Raw genomic sequence first — 16,883 nt, forward strand, 5'->3', positions numbered from 1 at the left:
ATCCGATCGCACCGTCACCAGGAGTCTCCCCGTGGCCAAGGCCCCCGCCAGCACGCTGGACAACGTCATCGCTCTCGCCAAGAAGCGCGGCTTCGTGTTCCAGGCCGGTGAGATCTACGGAGGCTCCCGCTCCGCCTGGGACTACGGCCCCCTGGGTGTGGAGCTCAAGGAGAACATCAAGCGCCAGTGGTGGCGGACCTTCGTCCAGTCCCGCGGGGACATGGTGGGCCTGGACTCCTCGATCATCCTCCCCAAGCGGGTGTGGGAGGCATCCGGCCACGTGGCGACCTTCGTCGACCCGCTGGTGGAGTGCAAGAGCTGCCACAACCGCTTCCGCGAGGACCACCTGATCGAGGCCTTCGAGGCCAAGAAGGGCCGCGCCCCCGAGGGCGGCACGGCGGAGATCGCCTGCCCCAACTGCGGCACGCGCGGCGAGTTCACCGAGCCGCAGCAGTTCTCCGGCCTCGTGAAGACCTACCTCGGCCCCGTCTCCACCGAGGCGGGCCTGCACTTCCTGCGCCCCGAGACCGCGCAGGGCATCTTCGTCAACTTCCTCAACGTCGTCACCGCCACCCGCCAGAAGCCGCCCTTCGGCATCGGCCAGATCGGCAAGGCGTTCCGCAACGAGATCACCCCCGGCAACTTCATCTTCCGCACCCGCGAGTTCGAGCAGATGGAGATCGAGTACTTCACCCCGCCCGCCGAGGCCGACGAGCACTTCACGGCCTGGGTGGAGGCGTGCTGGAACTGGTTCGTGGACCTCGGCATCAAGGAGGAGAACCTCCGCCGCTTCGACGTGCCCGAGGACGAGCGCGCCCACTACTCGGCCGGCACCATCGACTTCGAGTACCGCTTCGGCTTCCAAGGCAGCGAGTGGGGCGAGCTGATGGGCGTCGCCAACCGCACCGACTTCGACCTCAGCAGCCACACCGATGCCTCCGGCACGAAGATGCAGTACTTCGACCAGGCCGCGAACGAGCGCTACACCCCCTACGTCATCGAGCCGAGCTTCGGCCTGACCCGCTCGATGATGGCCTTCCTCGTCGACGCCTATCGCGAGGACGAGGCCCCCAACGCCAAGGGCGGGGTCGACAAGCGCACCGTGCTGGGCCTGGACCCGCGCCTCGCCCCGGTGAAGGCCGCGGTGCTGCCGCTGTCCAAGAGCGAGGACCTCGTCCCGCGCGCCGAGAAGCTCGCCGAGACGCTGCGCAGGAACTGGAACGTCGAGATGGACGTGACCCAGGCGATCGGCCGCCGCTACCGCCGCCAGGACGAGATCGGCACCCCGTTCTGCATCACGGTCGACTTCGAGACCGCCGAGGACCAGGCCGTCACGATCCGCGAGCGCGACACCATGACCCAGGAGCGCGTGGCGCTGGACCAGGTCGAGTCATACCTCGCCGCGCGCCTGATCGGCGCCTGAGGCGCACCGCACGGAGGACAGGGACGACGGGGATCTCCCCGTCGTCCCTGTCCTCGTCCCGGCGAGCTGACGGGTGTCCGGGACCGCGGTGTCCAGGACCGCGCGGGTCCAGGACCGCGCGGGTCCAGGACCGTGCGGGTCCAGGACCGGGGGTGTCCGGGACCGCGCGGGTCCGAGGCCGCCGAGCGTCGCCGACGGGCGCGTGGCGACATGAGATGGCTATATCGCCATGTCGTGCCGCCACGCGCCCGTCCGGGACACGCCGCGCCGCAGGGATGGCAGAGTGCTCCGCATGAGCAGCACCTCCGGCCTCGAGCTGTCCGCCGCCTACCACCGGGAGGTGGTGGCGCCGCTGCTGGAGAGCCGGCTGCCCGGTCTCCCGTACGCCGCGGCGCGGCTCGGCTCCGGCTCCGACGTGCTCGGGTTCGACGACGCGCAGTCGAGGGACCACGACTGGGGGCTGCGGCTCACGCTGCTCGTCGAGGACGGCGCCGCCGAGGAGGTCGACGCACTCCTGGAACGCGAGCTGCCGGCGCAGTGGCGCGGCCACCCGGTCCGCTTCGCGACGACCTGGGAGCCGGTGGTCCGCCAGCGCGCCGAGGTCGCCTCGGCCGCGGACTTCGCCGCCTCGCGGGTGGGGATCGCCCCGCAGCGCCTCGACGGCGCCGCGCCGCTCGACCTGGTGGACTGGCTGCAGCTCACGGGGCAGGCGGCGCTCGAGGTGACCGCCGGTCCCGTGTTCGACGACGGCACCGGGGCGATCACCGCGATCCGCGAGCGGCTGCGCACGTACCCGGAGGACGTGCGCAGGTACGCGATCGGCGCGGACTGGACCCGCATCGGCCAGGAGCTCGCCGACGTGGGCCGGGCCGGGCTGCGCGGCGACGAGGACGGCTCCGCCGTGATCGCCGCGCGTCACGTGCGCACCCTGCTCCATCTCGCCCACCTGCTGCACCGGCGCTGGTCGCCCTACGGGAAGTGGCTCGCCCGCTCCGCGGCGGCGCTGCCGGACGGCGATGCCCTGCGCCGCTCCGTGCTCGCGGTGCTGCGGGCACAGGACTGGCGCACCCGGCAGGGCGCCCTCGCCGCGCTGGTCGAACAGGTCGCCGCGCTGCAGGGACACGTCGGCCTGCCCACCCTGGACCCCGCGACCGAGCCCTTCTTCGACCGTCCGCATGTGGGCCTTCGCGGGCTTCCGGAGCTGCTGGCCGAGGAGATCACCGACCCCGCGGTGCGCGCGCTGCGGCCCGGCATCGGCACCGCCGAGCAGATCAGCGACCACGTGAGCGTGCTCGTCGACCCCGTGCTCCGCAGGCGGCTCGTGGGCGGGTGAGCACCGGCTGCCCCGCTCCGCCCGCCCCCTCCTCCGCGGGGCGCCCCGGCTACTCCGCCCTGCGCTGATCAGTCGCGGGCTGATCAGCACGCGGCGGAGAACGCACCGGGCGGCACGGCGGCGGCGCAGTGTGGGGCCATGAGCACGCACACCGCCCCACCGCCCCGTCTCGACACCTCCGACCCCACCGCCCCGCAGCCCCTCGCCTCCCTCACCGCCGCCCGGCTCCTGCACCAGCGCGTGCTGCTGCTGGACCGCGAGCTCGAGCAGGTGGGCGGCGCGGCGCTGGCCGCCCAGCTGCTCCTGCTCGCCGCCGAGGATCCCGCCGCCGACATCACCCTGCTGATCAACTCGCCCGGCGGGCTGGTCCCGGCGATGCTCGCGATCGGCGACCTGATGGACCTGGTCCCCTGCGACGTGCGCACCGTCGCGCTCGGCATGGCCTACAGCGCCGGGCAGTACCTCCTCACCCAGGGCACCCCCGGCAAGAGGTACGTGCTCCCGCACGGCCAGGTGCTCATGCACCAGGGCTCGGCCGGGTTCGGGGGCAGCGCCGCCGACATCGAGCTGCAGGCCGAGGACCTGCGCCGCAACCGGGACCTGCTGATCCGCCTCACCGCGCAGCGGACCGGGCAGAGCGAGGAGCGGATCGCCCGCGACTCCGAGCGCGACCGCATCTGGGACGCCGAGGGCGCCGTGGACTACGGCTTCGCCGACCACGTCGCCGCGGACCTCGCCGAGATCCTCCCGCTCGGGCAGGCCGGCACCCGCGGCCGGGCCGCAGGGATCGGGGGCGCACGATGAGCAGCTACACCATCCCCTCCGTCATCGAGCGCACCCACACCGGCGCCGAGCGCAGCGCCGACGTGTTCTCCCGCCTGCTCAGCGATCGGATCGTCTACGTCGGCACCCCGATCGACGACGGCGTCGCGAATACCGTCATCGCCCAGATCCTGCACCTGGAGAACGAGTCGGCCGACGCACCGATCCACCTCTACCTCAACTCCTCCGGCGGGGACGTGCAGGCGGTGCTCGCCATCTACGACACGCTCGCCTTCGTGCGCAGCCGGGTGGCGGTCACCTGCATCGGCCAGGTGGTCGCGGCGCCGGTGGTGCTGCTCGCGGCGGGCACGCCCGGGCTGCGCTGGGTGCTGCCCCACACCCGCGTCGTCCTCCACCCGCTCGAGGCGCAGGGACGCGGCGCGGTGCCGGACCTGATCCTCGCGACCGAGGAGGTCCAGCGACTGCGCGGAAGCCTCGAGGCCCTGCTCGCCGAGCACTCCGGACAGGACCTGCAGCGGGTGCGGCGGGACCTCGAACGGGAGCAGGTGCTGGATGCGGAGGCGACCGTCGCCTACGGTCTCGCCGACGAGGTGCTGCTCAGGCGGCCGCGAGCAGCGTGACGCCCGAGCCGCCCCAGGGCGGTGCGACCGGCCCGGCGGGGGAGGAGCGCAGCGTGAGGACCGGCGCGCCAGGGCGGTCCGACGGGGCGGCGGCGAGCGCGCCGTCCGCGATGCGCAGCAGGAGCAGCGGGAGATCGAGGCCGAGCGCGCCGAGGATCGCGGCCAGCAGCTCCGAGGAGGGATCCTTGCGTCCCCGCTCCACATCGGACAGATGCTGCATCGACACGCCGGCCGTGCTCGCGACTTCGGCGAGGGTGCGGCGCTGACGGTGCCGCTCGGCGCGCAGCTCCGCGCCCATCAGCTCCCGCCACAGCGGCTCGAGATGCGTCTCCATGGGCCGAGACTACGACCGTGCCGACCCGGGCGGGAGTCGCTCTGCTGTGGGCGGAAGGACCCTGTCGGAGCAGGGTCCGACCTCAGGGCAGGGCGAGGAGCAGGTGCGGCAGCACGTGGCGGGCGAAGGCGTCCAGGGTCCGCGTGGCGTCCTCGAGGGGAGCGCCGGAGGGCAGCACGAGCGCGATCTCGTCGGCCTCCAGTACCACGGGGTCCGCCAGCAGAGCCTGCGCGACGGCGACCGGCTCGTCGAGCACGACCGGACCGTAGACCGCCTCGTGTCCGCCGAGCTCGGTGCGGCGGTGCTCGGCGAGCACCCCCGCCTCCGCGGACCGCTCGCGCGGGATCAGCGTGGTGTAGCGCTCGAGCTCCGCCTCGTCGAGCACCGGGAGCATCTGCCGGCTGACCATGACCCGGCCCTCCCCGTGCCCGGCCTCGAGCGACGCCTCGCGATAGGCGCGCAGCGCCTCCAGCTGGAGCTGCGCGAAGGAGCGGCCCGAGCCGTCGTCCGGGGCCATGGTCGCCAGCTGCAGGCCGAGGCCGAGCCGGCCCGCCATCGCCGCCCGCTCCGGGCTCGCCGCCCCGTAGGCCAGGCGCTCCCGCAGCCCGGGCGCGCGGGGCTGCAGGCGCAGCGGCGTGCCGGGCTCGACCTCCTCGATGTGCGCGTCCGCCCCCGCGACGATCTCCCCGTCGAGGAAGGAGAGCAGGTCGTGCAGGATCCGGTCCACGTGGTCGCGATGGTCGCCGTGCAGGGCCCCGAAGGCGCGGGCGTAGATCGCATCGTGCGCGGAGTAGCCCGGTGCGAGGCCGGCGCGGAGCCTGCCGCCGGTGAGCAGGTGAGCGGTGGCGAGGTCCTCCGCGAGCCGGCCCGCGTTCTCGAAGCGCAGCGGGATCACCGCGGTGCCCAGCTCGATGCGCTCGGTGTGCTGGGCGAGGGCGGAGAGGAACAGCAGCGGCGAGGGCAGCGCGTCCTGCAGGTGCCGCACCCGCACATAGCCCGCGTCGTAGCCGAGCTCCTCCGCGCTGCGGAACAGCGCGCGGCCCTCGTCCAGGGCGGAGTGGTCCACCTGGGCGACGAAGCCGATGCGGGGCGCGGGGCGGTCCGTCGCGGCGCCGGTCGCGGGTGCGCCGTCGTGCGCGGGTGCGGTGCCGGTCGTCGATGCGGTGCCGGCCGGGGATCGGTCTGCTGCGGATGTGCTCATCGCACGCCTCCTTCGAGCGGGGTCCTCGGCGGCACGGTCGCCCGGCGCCGGGGAGTGGTGCCGTCACCTGATTCTCCCCCGCGGGGGAGGGCCCGGCGGGGGACCGAGGGCCCTCCGTGCCCCTGCCTCCGACGGTTCCTCCCCGGGCGGACCCGATGCACATCACCTCACGGATCCTCCCGAACGTCCGCCCAGGATGGGACAATCCAGGGACGATGACCCTTCTGACCGACACCGTGACCGCCGCTCCCGCCCCTGCCGACGCCCCGTCGGCCTCAGGACGGGAGCGCATTCGGCGACCCCTCACGATCGGGAGGCTCACCGTGGACACCCCGGTGATGCTCGCGCCCATGGCCGGGGTCACCAACATGGCCTTCCGCGTGCTGTGCCGCGAGTTCGGCGCCCTGCACAGCGAGGACGACGGCGGTCTGTTCCCCACCGAGATGGTCACCACGCGCGCGCTGATCGAGGACCACCACGAGTCCTGGCGCCTGCTGCGCATGGCCGATCGGGAGCGGCCCCGCTCCGTCCAGCTGTACGGCGTGGACCCCGCGGTCGTCGCCCGCTCGGTGGAGATGATCCTCGAGCGCGACGGCGCCGACCACATCGACCTGAACTTCGGCTGCCCCGTCCCCAAGGTGACCCGTCGCGGCGGCGGCGGCGTGCTGCCCTGGAAGGACGAGCTGTTCACCCGCATCCTGCGCGCCGCGGTCGAGGCCGCCGGCGACGTGCCGGTGACGCTGAAGACCCGCAAGGGCGTGGACGACGACCACCTGACCTACCGCGACGCGGGCCTGATCGCCCAGGAGGTCGGGGCCGCAGCGATCACCCTCCACGGCCGCACCGTGAAGGAGCAGTACTCCGGCACCGCGGACTGGACCTCCATCGCGGACCTCAAGCAGACCGTCACCGACATCCCGGTGCTCGGCAACGGCGACGTGTGGTCCGCGGAGGACGCGCTGCGGATGATGGACGAGACGGGCGCCGACGGCGTCGTCGTCGGCCGCGGCTGCCAGGGACGGCCCTGGCTGTTCGCCGACCTCGCCGCCGGGTTCTCCGGCAGCGCCGAGCGGGTCCGCCCCGGCCTCGGCGACGTCGCCCGGATCCTGCGCCGCCACGCCGAGCTGCTCACCGAGTTCTACGAGAGCGAGGACCGCGGCGTGAAGGACCTGCGCAAGCACGTGGCCTGGTACTTCAAGGGTTATCCCGTCGGCGGTGACATGCGGCGCCAGCTCGCGACCATGGAGTCCCTCGCGGACCTCGACGAGAAGCTCTCCGAGCTCGACCTCACCGCCCCGTACCCGGGCGCCGACGTCGAGGGGCCGCGCGGCCGCACCGGCCACCCCCGCAACGCCACCGTCCCCGCCGGCTGGATGGACACCCGCGAGCTGTCCGACGAGCACCGGGCCCGCCTCCACGAGGCCGAGCTCGACATCTCGGGCGGCTGAGCCATGACGACCACCGCCCCTCCCGGCCCCGCCGCGGCCGTCCCTCCCGTCGGCTACTCCGCCCACGACCTCGAGCGCTGGGTGCCCGAGCCGCCGAAGTCCCAGGCCCGCACGCCCTTCCAGCGGGACCGGGCCCGCGTGCTGCACTCCTCCGCGCTGCGCCGTCTCGGTGCCAAGACCCAGGTGCTCGGCGCGGGCGCGAACGACTTCGTCCGCACCCGCCTCACCCACTCCCTCGAGGTCGCGCAGGTGGGACGCGACATCGGCGCCGAGCTCGGCTGCGACCCCGACGTGGTAGACGCCGCCTGCCTCTCCCACGACCTCGGCCACCCGCCCTTCGGCCACAACGGCGAGAAGGTCCTGGACGACCTCGCGAAGGACTTCGGCGGCTTCGAGGGCAACGCCCAGACCCTGCGCCTGCTCACCCGCCTCGAGCCCAAGGTGATCGGACCTGAGCGCCCCCACGGGCTGAACCTCACCCGCGCCTGCGTCGACGCCGCGATCAAGTACCCCTGGTCGCGCGGCGAGGGTCCGGACCCGGACTCGCCGAAGTTCGGCACCTACGCCGACGACCACGACGTCTACTCCTGGGCCCGCGAGGGCGCAGTGGAGGGCAGGAAGTGCTTCGAGGCGCAGGTCATGGACCTCGCCGACGACATCGCCTATTCGGTCCACGACATCGAGGACGCGATCACCGGACGCACCCTCGACCTCGGCCGCCTGCGCGACCCGATGGAGCGCTCCGCCGCGCTGTACGTCGTCCAGGACTGGTACATGCCCCACGAGAGCCTCGACGCGCTGGACGCGGCGCTGACCCGCCTCGAGGCCGAGCCCTCCTGGATGTCAGCCTTCGACGGGTCGATGCGCTCGGCCGCAGCGCTGAAGGACATGGCCAGCCAGCTGATCGGCCGTTTCACCCGCTCCGCGATCACCGCCACCCGCGCCGAGCACGGGCCCGCGCCCCTGTCCCGCTACGGCGGCGACGTGATCGTGCCGGAGGGGACCCACGTCGAGATCGCGGTGCTGAAGGGCCTGGCCGCCGCGTACGTGATGTCCTCCGCCTCCCAGCAGCCGGTCTACGAGGCGCAGGAGGAGATCATCCGCGACCTCTACTCCCGCCTGTGGCACACCGGCACCCAGCACCTCAGCCCCCTGTTCGCGGAGCTGTGGCAGCAGGCCGAGGACGACGACGCCCGGCGACGCGTGATCGTCGACCAGATCGCCTCCTACACCGACGTCACCGCACGGCGTCTGCACGAGGTGCTCTACGACCGCACCCTCACGCACGTCACAGCCGCGGACATGCCCCTGCCCGGCCTCGGATCGGAGCTCTGAGCGGGTGGCACAGGGACTGATCCGCCGCGCCGACGTGGACCTCGTGCGCGAGCGCTCCCGCCTGGACGAGGTCGTCTCCGAGCACGTCACGCTGCGCACCGCCGGGATCGGCTCGATGAAGGGGCTGTGCCCCTTCCACGACGAGAAGACGCCCTCGTTCAACATCCGCCCCCAGCTCGGCCACTGGCACTGCTTCGGCTGCGGCGAGGGCGGGGACGTGATCTCCTTCGTCCAGAAGATCAACCACCTCAGCTTCGTCGAGGCGGTCGAGATGCTCGCAGGCCGCTACGGCGTCCAGCTGCACTACGAGGAGGGCGACGGCAAGGGCGGTGACCGGCCCGACTTCGGGACCCGGCGCCGCCTCCTGGACGCCCACTCGATCGCGGAGGAGTTCTACCGCGAGCAGCTCTCCGCCCCGATCGGCGAGATCGGGCGGCGCTTCCTTACCGAGCGCGGCTTCGACCAGGCCGCCGCCGAGCACTTCGGCGTCGGCTTCGCGCCCGAGGGCTGGGACTCGCTGACCTCGGTGCTGCGCGGACGGGGCTTCACCGAGGGGGAGCTCACCGCCAGCGGGCTCGTCTCCCAGGGCCAGCGCGGCGTCTACGACCGCTTCCGCGGGCGCCTCGTGTGGCCGATCCGCGACATCACCGGCAAGACCATCGGCTTCGGGGCGCGGCGCCTGCTCGAGTCCGACCAGGGCCCCAAGTACCTCAACACCCCCGAGACCGCGATCTACCACAAGTCCTCCGTGCTCTACGGCCTCGACCTCGCCCGGAAGGAGATCGCCTCCCAGCACCGCGTGGTGGTCGTCGAGGGATACACCGACGTGATGGCCGCGCACCTGGCCGGGGTCACCACCGCCGTCGCCTCCTGCGGCACGGCCTTCGGCGCCGAGCACGTGAAGATCGTCCGCCGCGTGATGGGCGACTCGAACCCGTCGGCCGGCCTGCGGCTGAACACCGACGGGAAGGGCCTGGCCGGAGAGGTCGTCTTCACCTTCGACGGCGACGCCGCCGGCCAGAAGGCCGCGCTGCGCGCCTTCGAGGAGGACCAGCGCTTCGTCGCCCAGACCTACGTCGCGGTCGAGCCGAACGGCCTGGACCCCTGCGATCTCAGGATCCAGCGCGGCGACGAGGCGGTGCGGGAGCTGATCGAGACCCGTCGGCCGCTGTTCGAGTTCGCGATCCGCACCGCCATCTCCCAGGTCGACCTCGACACCGTCGAGGGCCAGGTCACCGCGCTGCGGATGGCCGCGCCGGTCGTGGCGAGGATCCGGGACCGTGCGATGCGGCCCGAGTACGCGCGCCGGCTCGCCGGCTGGCTCGGCATGGAGGAGCGGACCGTACTGCGCGCCGTGCACGACGCCGCCCGCACCGAGGGCGGCGGCGGGCACCGCGCCCACGAGGCGCCGCCCGAGCGGGCGGGGGAGCGGCCCGGCGCCCCGGCGATCGAGGACGACGGCGGCGCCCTGCCGATCCCGCGCCTGGCCGACGTGGTCAGCCCCCGCGACCCGGTGGGCCAGGTCGAGACCCAGTCGCTGGCCGTGATGCTGCAGGCCCCGCACCTGCTGGACACGGAGCGGGTGGCCGCCCTGCCGGACGACTCCTTCCACGTCCCTGCCCTGCAGGGGGTGTGGGACGTGATGCTCGCCGCGGGCACCCTCCTGGACGCCGTGGGTGGGCAGCTGCCCGCCGCGCGCTATCTGGAGCAGGTCCTCGAGATCGCCGGCGAGACGGTGCGGCCGCTCATCGTGGAGATCGCGAACCTCGACCTGCCGGCCCGCAGCGAGGAGGCGCTGGGACGGCTCGGCGTCTCGCTCCTGGACCGTCTCAGCGAGCTGTCGATCACGCGCGAGTACTCCGTGCTCAAGCAGCGTCTCCAGCGCACCGATCCCTCCGACGCGGAGCGCTACCAGCAGATCATGGCGCGTCTGACCGAGGTGCAGATCAAGCGTCGGTCGCTGCGGGCACCCTCCGACTGACGGTGCCGGTCGAGGCGGTGCGTCCGGCCCGGAGCCTGCGCACCAGCTCGATCCCGCCGCCGAGCAGCAGCGCGAGCGCGATCCCGACGGCGACGCCCAGCAGCGGGTCGCGGCCTAAGGCGAGACCGCCGAGCATCCCGATGCCGACGTAGTACAGGGCCCAGATCAGCGCCGCGAGCGAGGAGTAGAGCACGAAGGCCGGGCGCGGGAAGCGGATCGCTCCCGAGGTGATGTTCACGGCCGTGCGCGCGCCGGGCACGAACCGGGCCCCGAGGATGATCACCCCACCGCGGGAGCGCAGCGCCGTCTCCGCCGCACCGACCACGCCATCAAGCGCGAGATGCCCGAGGTGGGGGTGCTGATGCTCTCCCAGCACGTCGCCCGCGAGTACGCGACCGAGCTGCTGGGCGCCGAGACGACGGGGATCGGATACCTGCTCAAGGGCCGCATCACCGAGATCGACGGCTTCCTGGACGTGGTGCGCCGGGTCTCAGACGGCGGCACGGTCATCGACCCCGCGGTGGTGCGGGCGCTGCTGCGCGCGCCCGACCAGCGTCGCGCCGTGGGGAGGCTGAGCCCCCGGGAACTGGAGGTGCTCGAGGCGATGGCCGAGGGTCTGTCGAATCGGGGCATCGCCGAGCGTCTCTTCCTCTCCGGCAGCACGGTGGAGAAGGCCGGCAGCGCGATCTTCGACAAGCTCGACCTCGCCGGGGAGGAGCAGAGCAGCCGCAGGGTGCTCGCGGTCCTGCGCTACCTGGAGTCCTAGCGCTCCGTGCCGCGCGACGCGGCGAGACCCGCTCAGGTCCCCGCGGTGCTCAGCGCGCGGCGACGGCGCGGGCGATGAGCTCCCGCTGGCGGGCCGACAGGCGCGCGCGCAGCTGCTCGAGGCCGGTCCTCGACGGCGATCCGTCGGCGGCCGCGGTGACGAGCTCCGTGAGCAGGGAGCGGGCGACCTCGAGGTCCTGCACCTCGCCGAGCAGCTCCTGCATCGCCTCCGCCCGCCCGCGCGCCGCCTCGATGTGCTCGTGGCTCGGCGCGTCGTCGGGTCCGGCGGCCAGCAGCTCGGCGGCGTAGCGCCAGCGCTTCGCGGCCTTGCGCGCCGCATGGAGACGGGAGGGCTCCCCGCCCGAGATCCGCAGCCGTCGCACCACCTTCCGCTCCGCCCGGTCCAGGACCTCCCCGGCCGCAGGGAGCGGCAGCGAGGGCGGGGTGCGGCACCAGGCCTCCAGCAGCGTCGCCCCCTCGCACCACGCCTCCGTCCCCGCGGCCGCCTCCAGCGCGGCCAGCGCGTCGCGCCGCCGGGAGCGCAGCTCGTCCTCGAGCAGAGCCTGCGCCGCCGACCGCGCGGGACCGGGCTCGAGATCCTCCGCCTCGGAGGCGAGGAGCGCCGCCAGGACGTCCGCGTCCCGCACCACGCCGAGAGGAAGGGCGAGAGCCTGCAGCGCCGCATCGGCCGCGGCGGCGTCCGGCACTGCGCCGGGGACGGTGCGCACGGCGGCGCGCAGCCGTCGCAGGGAGGTGCGCGTGCCGTGCACGATCTCCACGGGCAGCTCGGCGCCGACCCGGGAGATCCCGTCCAGCGCCCGACAGGAGTGCTCGCCGACGTAGACGGCGAGCGCCCCGTCCCCGTCGCTCATCCCGGGGCGAGCACGTACTCGTGCAGCGCGGTCCCGCCCTCGGCCGCGGCGGTCAGCAGCATCACCGTGTCCTCGACGGCGACGACGGCACGGCGGCGGTCGGGCAGCTCGTGCAGCTCGCCCTGCTGGATGACGAAGGGCTCGGGCGCCTCGACCCGGATCGCGCCGTGCATCAGGTAGAGGGAGGCGGGCACCTCGTCCTCGTGCTCGGTGAGCCGGGTGCCCTCGGTCAGCGCGAGGATCGTCTGCTGGAGCGCGCCCCGGCGGACCACCGGCTCGGCATGGAATCCTGCGCCGCTGCTCCGCGCCAGATCGATGGATCGGGTGATGACGGGTGTGAGAGCGACCATGACGGCCTCCTCCTCGTTGACGGATCCGTCCTGCCAGTATCGTCCACGAAGGGCGGAAGGTCATGCCCTGCATCCGGTCGGTCGGCCGCGATGAGCGCGGGGACGCCCCCCGCCGACGGGACGCTACGATCCTGGGATGGACCAAGCGGGCGACGCGCAGGAGTCGAGGGCAGAGCACCCCGACGGCTACTGGTACCCCGAGAACGACTCCGCGATCGACGTGCTCACGGCGCTGCGCACCTACCAGGCCGCACACGGCGACATGCGTCGACGGATGAGCGCCGGGATGGACATGAACACGACCGACCTGGCCGCGCTGCGCCATGTCATCGCGCACGAGCGGCACGGGGAGCCGCTGACCCCGCTGGGCCTGGCGCGGCTGCTCAGGATCTCCGGCGCCTCCAGCTCGAAGCTGCTGGACCGTCTGACCGCCTCGGGGCATCTGCAGCGGGTCCCGAACCCGCACGATCGCCGCTCGAGCGTCGTCGTCGCGAGCGAGCACGGCCACACGGAGGTCCGGGAGCGCCTGGACGGCCTGCACGCGCGGATGCAGGAGGCGGCGGAGCAGGTGCCCGAGGAGGCCCGCGGCGAGGTCGCCGCCTTCCTCCGCCGCATCGCGGGGGTGCTCGACGCGGAGAGCACCTCCGACGCGCCGCTCTCATCGGTCGAGCGGTCATCTCCGGCCTCAGCCCCGCGCAGACGATGACCCCGCCGGTGACGGCGAGGCCTCGGACAACCCTGTCGGGCGTGCCGTGTCGCAGCGCCTCCTCCTGCACCCGGGACTCGGTGCGGCCGCGGCGTCAAAGGGGGCGCTGGGCGCTGCCCGGCATGGCGTGCCGCCGAGCGTGCACCGTGCCGCGGCATTGCTCCACGCGTCCATAGCTCGGCGATGTAGCGTGAGGGGAGCCGATGTGATCGGGTGGCCCACCGCCCGCTCCGGAACCGAGGAGTCGCCGTGAGGATCGAGACCCGCCACCACCTCGAGAACCCCCGGGAGGAGGTGAGCGCCTGGCTGGAGCGGCCCGGAGCGCTCACCCGGCTCACCCCGCCGGGCCTGGCCAGTGCCGAGGACCCCGCCGAAGGCGGCACCGGGCAGGGCCGCCTCGTCGGCGTGCGCCTCGGCCCGGCGCTGCTCCCGCAGCCGCTGCGCCCCCGCTGGCTGCTGCGCCACGCCGGTGCGGAGCCGCCCTTCGACTTCGCCGACCAGCAGGTGCGCGGCCCCTGGCGCACCTGGCGGCACGAGCACGCCGTCGAGGAGAGCCGCTCCGGCGCCGCGGTGCACGACCGCCTCGAGGTCGAGCTGCCGCGGCGCCTGGAGCGATGGGAGCCCCGTGTCCGGCAGCTGGTGCGCGGGGTGCTGGACTTCCGCGCCCGCCAGCTGCGCGAGGACCTCGCCTTCCACGCGGCGCGAACCGAGCGGCGCCCGCTCACCGTCGCGATCGCCGGGTCCTCGGGGCTGATCGGCAGCCAGCTGACGGCGCTGCTCCGCACCGGCGGGCACACGGTCAGGCCGCTGGTGCGGCGCGCCGCGACGGCGCCGGGTGAGATCTCCTGGGACCCGCAGAGAGGGCGGCTCGACCCCGCGGACCTCGAGGGCGTGGACGTCGTGGTCAACCTCGGCGGCCGCTCGATCGCGACGCGGTGGACCGCCTCGGCACGGTCGGAGATCCGCGCCTCCCGCCTCGCGGGGACCGCGCTCCTCGCCCGCACCCTCGCCGGCATGGGCGACGGTCCGACGGCCCTCGTGCAGGCCTCCGCCATCGGGTACTACGGGCCGCGCCGGCCGGGGGAGGAGCTGGTCGAGGGCTCCGGCCCGGGGGAGGGCTTCCTCGCGGAGGTGGTGCGCGACTGGGAGGCCGCGACGACCCCGGCGCGCGAGGCAGGACTGCGGGTGGCGATGCTCCGCACGGGCCTGGTGCTCAGCGACGGCGGCGGATCGCTGCTGCCGCAGCTGCCGCTGTTCCTCGCGGGCGTGGGCGGGCGGCTCACCGCGCGGGACGCGGCCGTCTCCTGGATCTCGCTGGACGACATGGTCCGCGCCTACGCCCACGTGATCCTCTCGAGCACGGCGGACGGGCCGCTGAACGCGGTCGCGCCGGGGACGGTCACCGCCGGGGAGTTCGCGAGCACCCTCGGGCGGGTGCTGCACCGCCCCGCCCTGCTGCCCGTCCCCGCCGCCGGACCGGCGCTCGTGCTCGGCCGCGCCGGGGCCGACGAGCTGATCCGCACCGACCAGGACGTCTCGGGCGACCGGCTGCGCAGGAGCGGCTTCGAGCACGCCCATTCCGAGCTCGAGCACGCGCTGCGGCACCTGCTGCGCCGGATGCCAGCCGAGGGGGAGGAGTAGCCCAGGCGGGGCTTGAACCCGCGACCGACGGATTATGAGTCCGCTGCTCTGACCGGCTGAGCTACTGGGCCGTGGCCCCGCGAGAGGGCCCGGACGAATCTACCACGCACGGCCGCATGACCTGGTGAGACGCCGCGCCGCGGGCCCCGCGGGCACTCCGCCTCGGACGGGCTGTCCGGTCGCCGCGGCGCCACCCGCCTCCTCGAGGTGCTCCGGAGGAATGACGACCTCCTCGTTCCGGGAGCGGCGGTCCGGGCGATGACGCGTCAGCATCCACGACGGGACCCGACGCGGGCGCGTAACCTTCGTCATAGTGGCCGGTCGTGAGGGGGTTCCGGGATGCGAGCCCCGCCCCGATCCTGCTACAGTCGTCCAGGTCGATCCCGCATAGCTCAACGGCAGAGCATTCGACTGTTAATCGAAGGGTTGTTGGTTCGAATCCAACTGCGGGAGCCCCTGCGACTCAGCCCCGGCCTCGTCCGGGGCTGAGTCATTTCTTCCTCCGGTCCCCTGAAGGAGCACGCCGATGCCCTCCCTGCCCGATGACCGCTTCCCGCTCCCGGAGGACTTCGGCCCCGGCAGCGTGTGGGCGGACCGCACCGGCCACCGCACCCTCGTCGGCCGCACCCAGCGCGGCGTCGAGATCCCGATCGGCCACGGCGAGGGCGAGGTGAGCCCCGGCGAGCTGCTCAAGCTCGCCCTGATCGGCTGCGCCGGGATGAGCAGCGACGTGAACCTCGCCCGCCGCCTCGGCGAGGACTTCGAGGCGCGGCTGTGGGCCCACGGCACCTCCGACGAGGCCGAGAACCGCTACCTGTCGATCGCCGAGGAGGTGCAGCTCCCCCTCGAGGGGCTCACCGCGCAGGAGATCGCCACGGTCGTGAAGGTCTTCGGCCGGGCGGTCGCGGCGGGCTGCACCGTCGAGCGCAGCGTCGTCCCCGGCGTCGAGGTCACCCACCGGGTGCTCGGCGCGGAGCCGGGGGAGGAGCAGGCGTGACCGTCCGTCCCATCCGGGTCGTCGGCGACCCCGTCCTGCGCACCCCCTGCGACCCGATCCGAACGGTCACCGACGGCACCCGCACCCTCGTGCGGGACCTGCTCGACACCGTGGACGATCCCGCCCGCGCGGGCGTTGCCGCGAACCAGATCGGCATCGGCCAGCGCGCCTTCTCCTGGCACCTCGTGGAGACCGGCGAGCTCGGCTACATCCTCAACCCCGTCATCGTCGAGCTCTCCGAGGAGCTGCAGCACGACGACGAGGGCTGCCTCTCCGTGCCGGGCCTCTTCTTCCCGCGCACCCGCTCCGCCTACGCCCGCTGCGTGGGCACGGACCTCGAGGGCGAGGAGATCGAGCTGGCCGGCGAGGGGATCATCGCCCGCCTCATCCAGCACGAGGTCGGCCACCTCGACGGGGAGCTCTACATCGACGGCCTCGAGCGCTCCGTGAAGAAGCGCGCGTTGCGCCAGATCAGGGAGACCCTCTAAGCTCGTCACGGACCAGCACGCGCTGCCATCAGCTCCGTCCACGGTTCCGATTCGTTGGGGAAGACGCATCGGACACCGGAAGGAACGAGATGACCCAGGGCGTTCTGTACATCCACTCGGCCCCGCGCGCCCTCACGCCCCACATCGAATGGGCGGCCAGCGGGGTCCTCGGCATGCCCGCACGCATCCGCTGGGAGGACCAGCCCGTCGGCCGCGGCCTGCAGCGGGCCGAGATGACCTGGCGCGGCCGTGAGGACACCGGCGCACGCCTGGTCAGCGCGCTGCGCGGCATGCACGAGGTGCGCTTCGAGGTCACCCAGGAGGCGACCGCCGCCGTCGACGGCGCCCGCTGGAGCTGCACCCCCGAGCTCGGCATCCACCACGCCGCGACCGACCACGCCGGCAACATCGTCCTCACCGAGGACCACGTGCGCGGCTGCATGGAGCGCGCCGGCTCCGACCCGCGCGCCCTCCCGCGCGAGCTCGGCATCGCGCTCGGCGAGCCGTGGGACGAGGAGCTGGAGATCTACCGCCACGCCGGCGAGGGCGTGCCGATGCGCTGGCTGCACCGCGTCAGCTGAGCGCGCGTCGGCCGCGGCCGCACGA

The 16,883-nt window shown here is 73.6% G+C and carries 18 protein-coding genes and 2 tRNA genes; 14 read left to right on the forward strand and 6 right to left on the reverse strand.

The window, feature by feature from the left end; translation table 11 throughout:
- Positions 1 to 31: 31 nt before the first annotated feature.
- The 4 genes from A4A78_RS15160 (at position 32) to A4A78_RS15175 (ending at position 4,159) form a co-directional block, all read left to right on the forward strand.
- Positions 32 to 1,423, forward strand: a complete 1,392-nt coding sequence (locus A4A78_RS15160; protein WP_062950716.1) for a glycine--tRNA ligase — start codon at positions 32 to 34, stop codon at positions 1,421 to 1,423.
- Positions 1,424 to 1,715: 292 nt separating this feature from the next.
- A complete protein-coding gene (locus A4A78_RS15165) occupies positions 1,716 to 2,756 on the forward strand; it encodes a DUF4037 domain-containing protein (RefSeq protein WP_062951271.1) in 1,041 nt (346 codons plus the stop codon).
- A 138-nt stretch (positions 2,757 to 2,894) separates the two neighbouring features.
- A complete protein-coding gene (locus tag A4A78_RS15170; protein WP_062950717.1) occupies positions 2,895 to 3,560 on the forward strand; it encodes a ClpP family protease in 666 nt (221 codons plus the stop codon).
- A complete protein-coding gene (locus tag A4A78_RS15175; RefSeq protein WP_062950718.1) occupies positions 3,557 to 4,159 on the forward strand; it encodes a ClpP family protease in 603 nt (200 codons plus the stop codon). Before A4A78_RS15170 ends, A4A78_RS15175 begins: the two co-directional genes overlap by 4 nt.
- Here A4A78_RS15175 and A4A78_RS15180 read toward each other — a convergent pair.
- Positions 4,137 to 4,493: a helix-turn-helix domain-containing protein gene (locus A4A78_RS15180; protein WP_062950719.1), complete on the reverse strand. Its 357-nt coding sequence runs from the start codon at positions 4,491 to 4,493 to the stop codon at positions 4,137 to 4,139. The two genes, A4A78_RS15175 and A4A78_RS15180, sit on opposite strands and share 23 nt — an antisense overlap.
- A gap of 82 nt (positions 4,494 to 4,575) precedes the next feature.
- The gene (locus A4A78_RS15185; protein WP_062950720.1) at positions 4,576 to 5,694 is read right to left on the reverse strand and encodes an LLM class flavin-dependent oxidoreductase; all 1,119 of its coding nucleotides are present in this window, start codon (positions 5,692 to 5,694) and stop codon (positions 4,576 to 4,578) included.
- A 215-nt stretch (positions 5,695 to 5,909) separates the two neighbouring features.
- Here A4A78_RS15185 and dusB point away from each other — a divergent pair, with 215 nt between their 5' ends.
- Genes dusB through dnaG form a run of 3 tightly spaced genes read left to right on the forward strand, consistent with a single transcriptional unit; the run spans position 5,910 to position 10,458 of the window.
- Positions 5,910 to 7,142 (forward strand): tRNA dihydrouridine synthase DusB, encoded by a 1,233-nt coding sequence (gene dusB / locus A4A78_RS15190; protein ID WP_062950721.1) that lies wholly within the window; start codon positions 5,910 to 5,912, stop codon positions 7,140 to 7,142.
- A gap of 3 nt (positions 7,143 to 7,145) precedes the next feature.
- Entirely contained in the window at positions 7,146 to 8,477 is a 1,332-nt protein-coding gene (locus tag A4A78_RS15195; RefSeq protein ID WP_010551666.1) for a deoxyguanosinetriphosphate triphosphohydrolase, read from the forward strand.
- Positions 8,478 to 8,481: 4 nt separating this feature from the next.
- On the forward strand, positions 8,482 to 10,458 hold the full coding sequence (gene dnaG, locus A4A78_RS15200) for a DNA primase (protein ID WP_062950722.1): 1,977 nt from the start codon (positions 8,482 to 8,484) through the stop codon (positions 10,456 to 10,458).
- Here the strand turns inward: dnaG and A4A78_RS15205 are convergent.
- A complete protein-coding gene (locus A4A78_RS15205; RefSeq protein ID WP_231881067.1) occupies positions 10,424 to 10,834 on the reverse strand; it encodes a DedA family protein in 411 nt (136 codons plus the stop codon). The genes dnaG and A4A78_RS15205 overlap by 35 nt on opposite strands.
- Here A4A78_RS15205 and A4A78_RS15210 point away from each other — a divergent pair.
- Complete coding sequence (locus A4A78_RS15210) at positions 10,820 to 11,224, forward strand: response regulator transcription factor (RefSeq protein ID WP_231881068.1); 405 nt, start codon at positions 10,820 to 10,822, stop codon at positions 11,222 to 11,224. The two genes, A4A78_RS15205 and A4A78_RS15210, sit on opposite strands and share 15 nt — an antisense overlap.
- A gap of 49 nt (positions 11,225 to 11,273) precedes the next feature.
- Here A4A78_RS15210 and A4A78_RS15215 read toward each other — a convergent pair whose 3' ends face one another.
- Together A4A78_RS15215 and A4A78_RS15220 are read right to left on the reverse strand one after the other, a co-directional pair.
- On the reverse strand, positions 11,274 to 12,095 hold the full coding sequence (locus A4A78_RS15215) for a CHAD domain-containing protein (protein ID WP_062950726.1): 822 nt from the start codon (positions 12,093 to 12,095) through the stop codon (positions 11,274 to 11,276).
- On the reverse strand, positions 12,092 to 12,445 hold the full coding sequence (locus A4A78_RS15220) for a hypothetical protein (protein WP_062950728.1): 354 nt from the start codon (positions 12,443 to 12,445) through the stop codon (positions 12,092 to 12,094). The genes A4A78_RS15215 and A4A78_RS15220 overlap by 4 nt, the downstream gene beginning before the upstream one ends.
- Positions 12,446 to 12,581: 136 nt before the next feature.
- Here A4A78_RS15220 and A4A78_RS15225 point away from each other — a divergent pair, with 136 nt between their 5' ends.
- Positions 12,582 to 13,151, forward strand: a complete 570-nt coding sequence (locus A4A78_RS15225; RefSeq protein ID WP_082835373.1) for a MarR family winged helix-turn-helix transcriptional regulator — start codon at positions 12,582 to 12,584, stop codon at positions 13,149 to 13,151.
- A gap of 249 nt (positions 13,152 to 13,400) precedes the next feature.
- Complete coding sequence (locus tag A4A78_RS15230; protein WP_062950735.1) at positions 13,401 to 14,792, forward strand: TIGR01777 family oxidoreductase; 1,392 nt, start codon at positions 13,401 to 13,403, stop codon at positions 14,790 to 14,792.
- On the opposite strand, the gene A4A78_RS15235 is transcribed toward A4A78_RS15230, so the two are convergent.
- Positions 14,790 to 14,863 (reverse strand) — tRNA-Ile (locus tag A4A78_RS15235). The genes A4A78_RS15230 and A4A78_RS15235 overlap by 3 nt on opposite strands.
- 310 nt (positions 14,864 to 15,173) lie before the next feature.
- On the opposite strand from A4A78_RS15235, the gene A4A78_RS15240 reads away from it, so the two are divergent.
- The 4 genes from A4A78_RS15240 to A4A78_RS15255 all read left to right on the forward strand — a co-directional run bounded on the left by A4A78_RS15240 (position 15,174) and on the right by A4A78_RS15255 (position 16,858).
- A tRNA-Asn gene (locus A4A78_RS15240) sits at positions 15,174 to 15,245 on the forward strand.
- A 73-nt stretch (positions 15,246 to 15,318) separates the two neighbouring features.
- Positions 15,319 to 15,789, forward strand: a complete 471-nt coding sequence (locus tag A4A78_RS15245; RefSeq protein WP_062950736.1) for an OsmC family protein — start codon at positions 15,319 to 15,321, stop codon at positions 15,787 to 15,789.
- Entirely contained in the window at positions 15,786 to 16,277 is a 492-nt protein-coding gene (locus A4A78_RS15250; protein WP_062950737.1) for a peptide deformylase, read from the forward strand. The genes A4A78_RS15245 and A4A78_RS15250 overlap by 4 nt, the downstream gene beginning before the upstream one ends.
- 89 nt (positions 16,278 to 16,366) lie before the next feature.
- Entirely contained in the window at positions 16,367 to 16,858 is a 492-nt protein-coding gene (locus A4A78_RS15255; RefSeq protein ID WP_010551654.1) for a DUF3145 domain-containing protein, read from the forward strand.
- The last annotated feature ends 25 nt before the right edge of the window (positions 16,859 to 16,883 follow it).

Origin of the sequence: Brachybacterium sp. sponge (assembly GCF_001613775.1) — a bacterium.
In the GTDB taxonomy this organism is placed as follows: domain Bacteria; phylum Actinomycetota; class Actinomycetes; order Actinomycetales; family Dermabacteraceae; genus Brachybacterium; species Brachybacterium conglomeratum.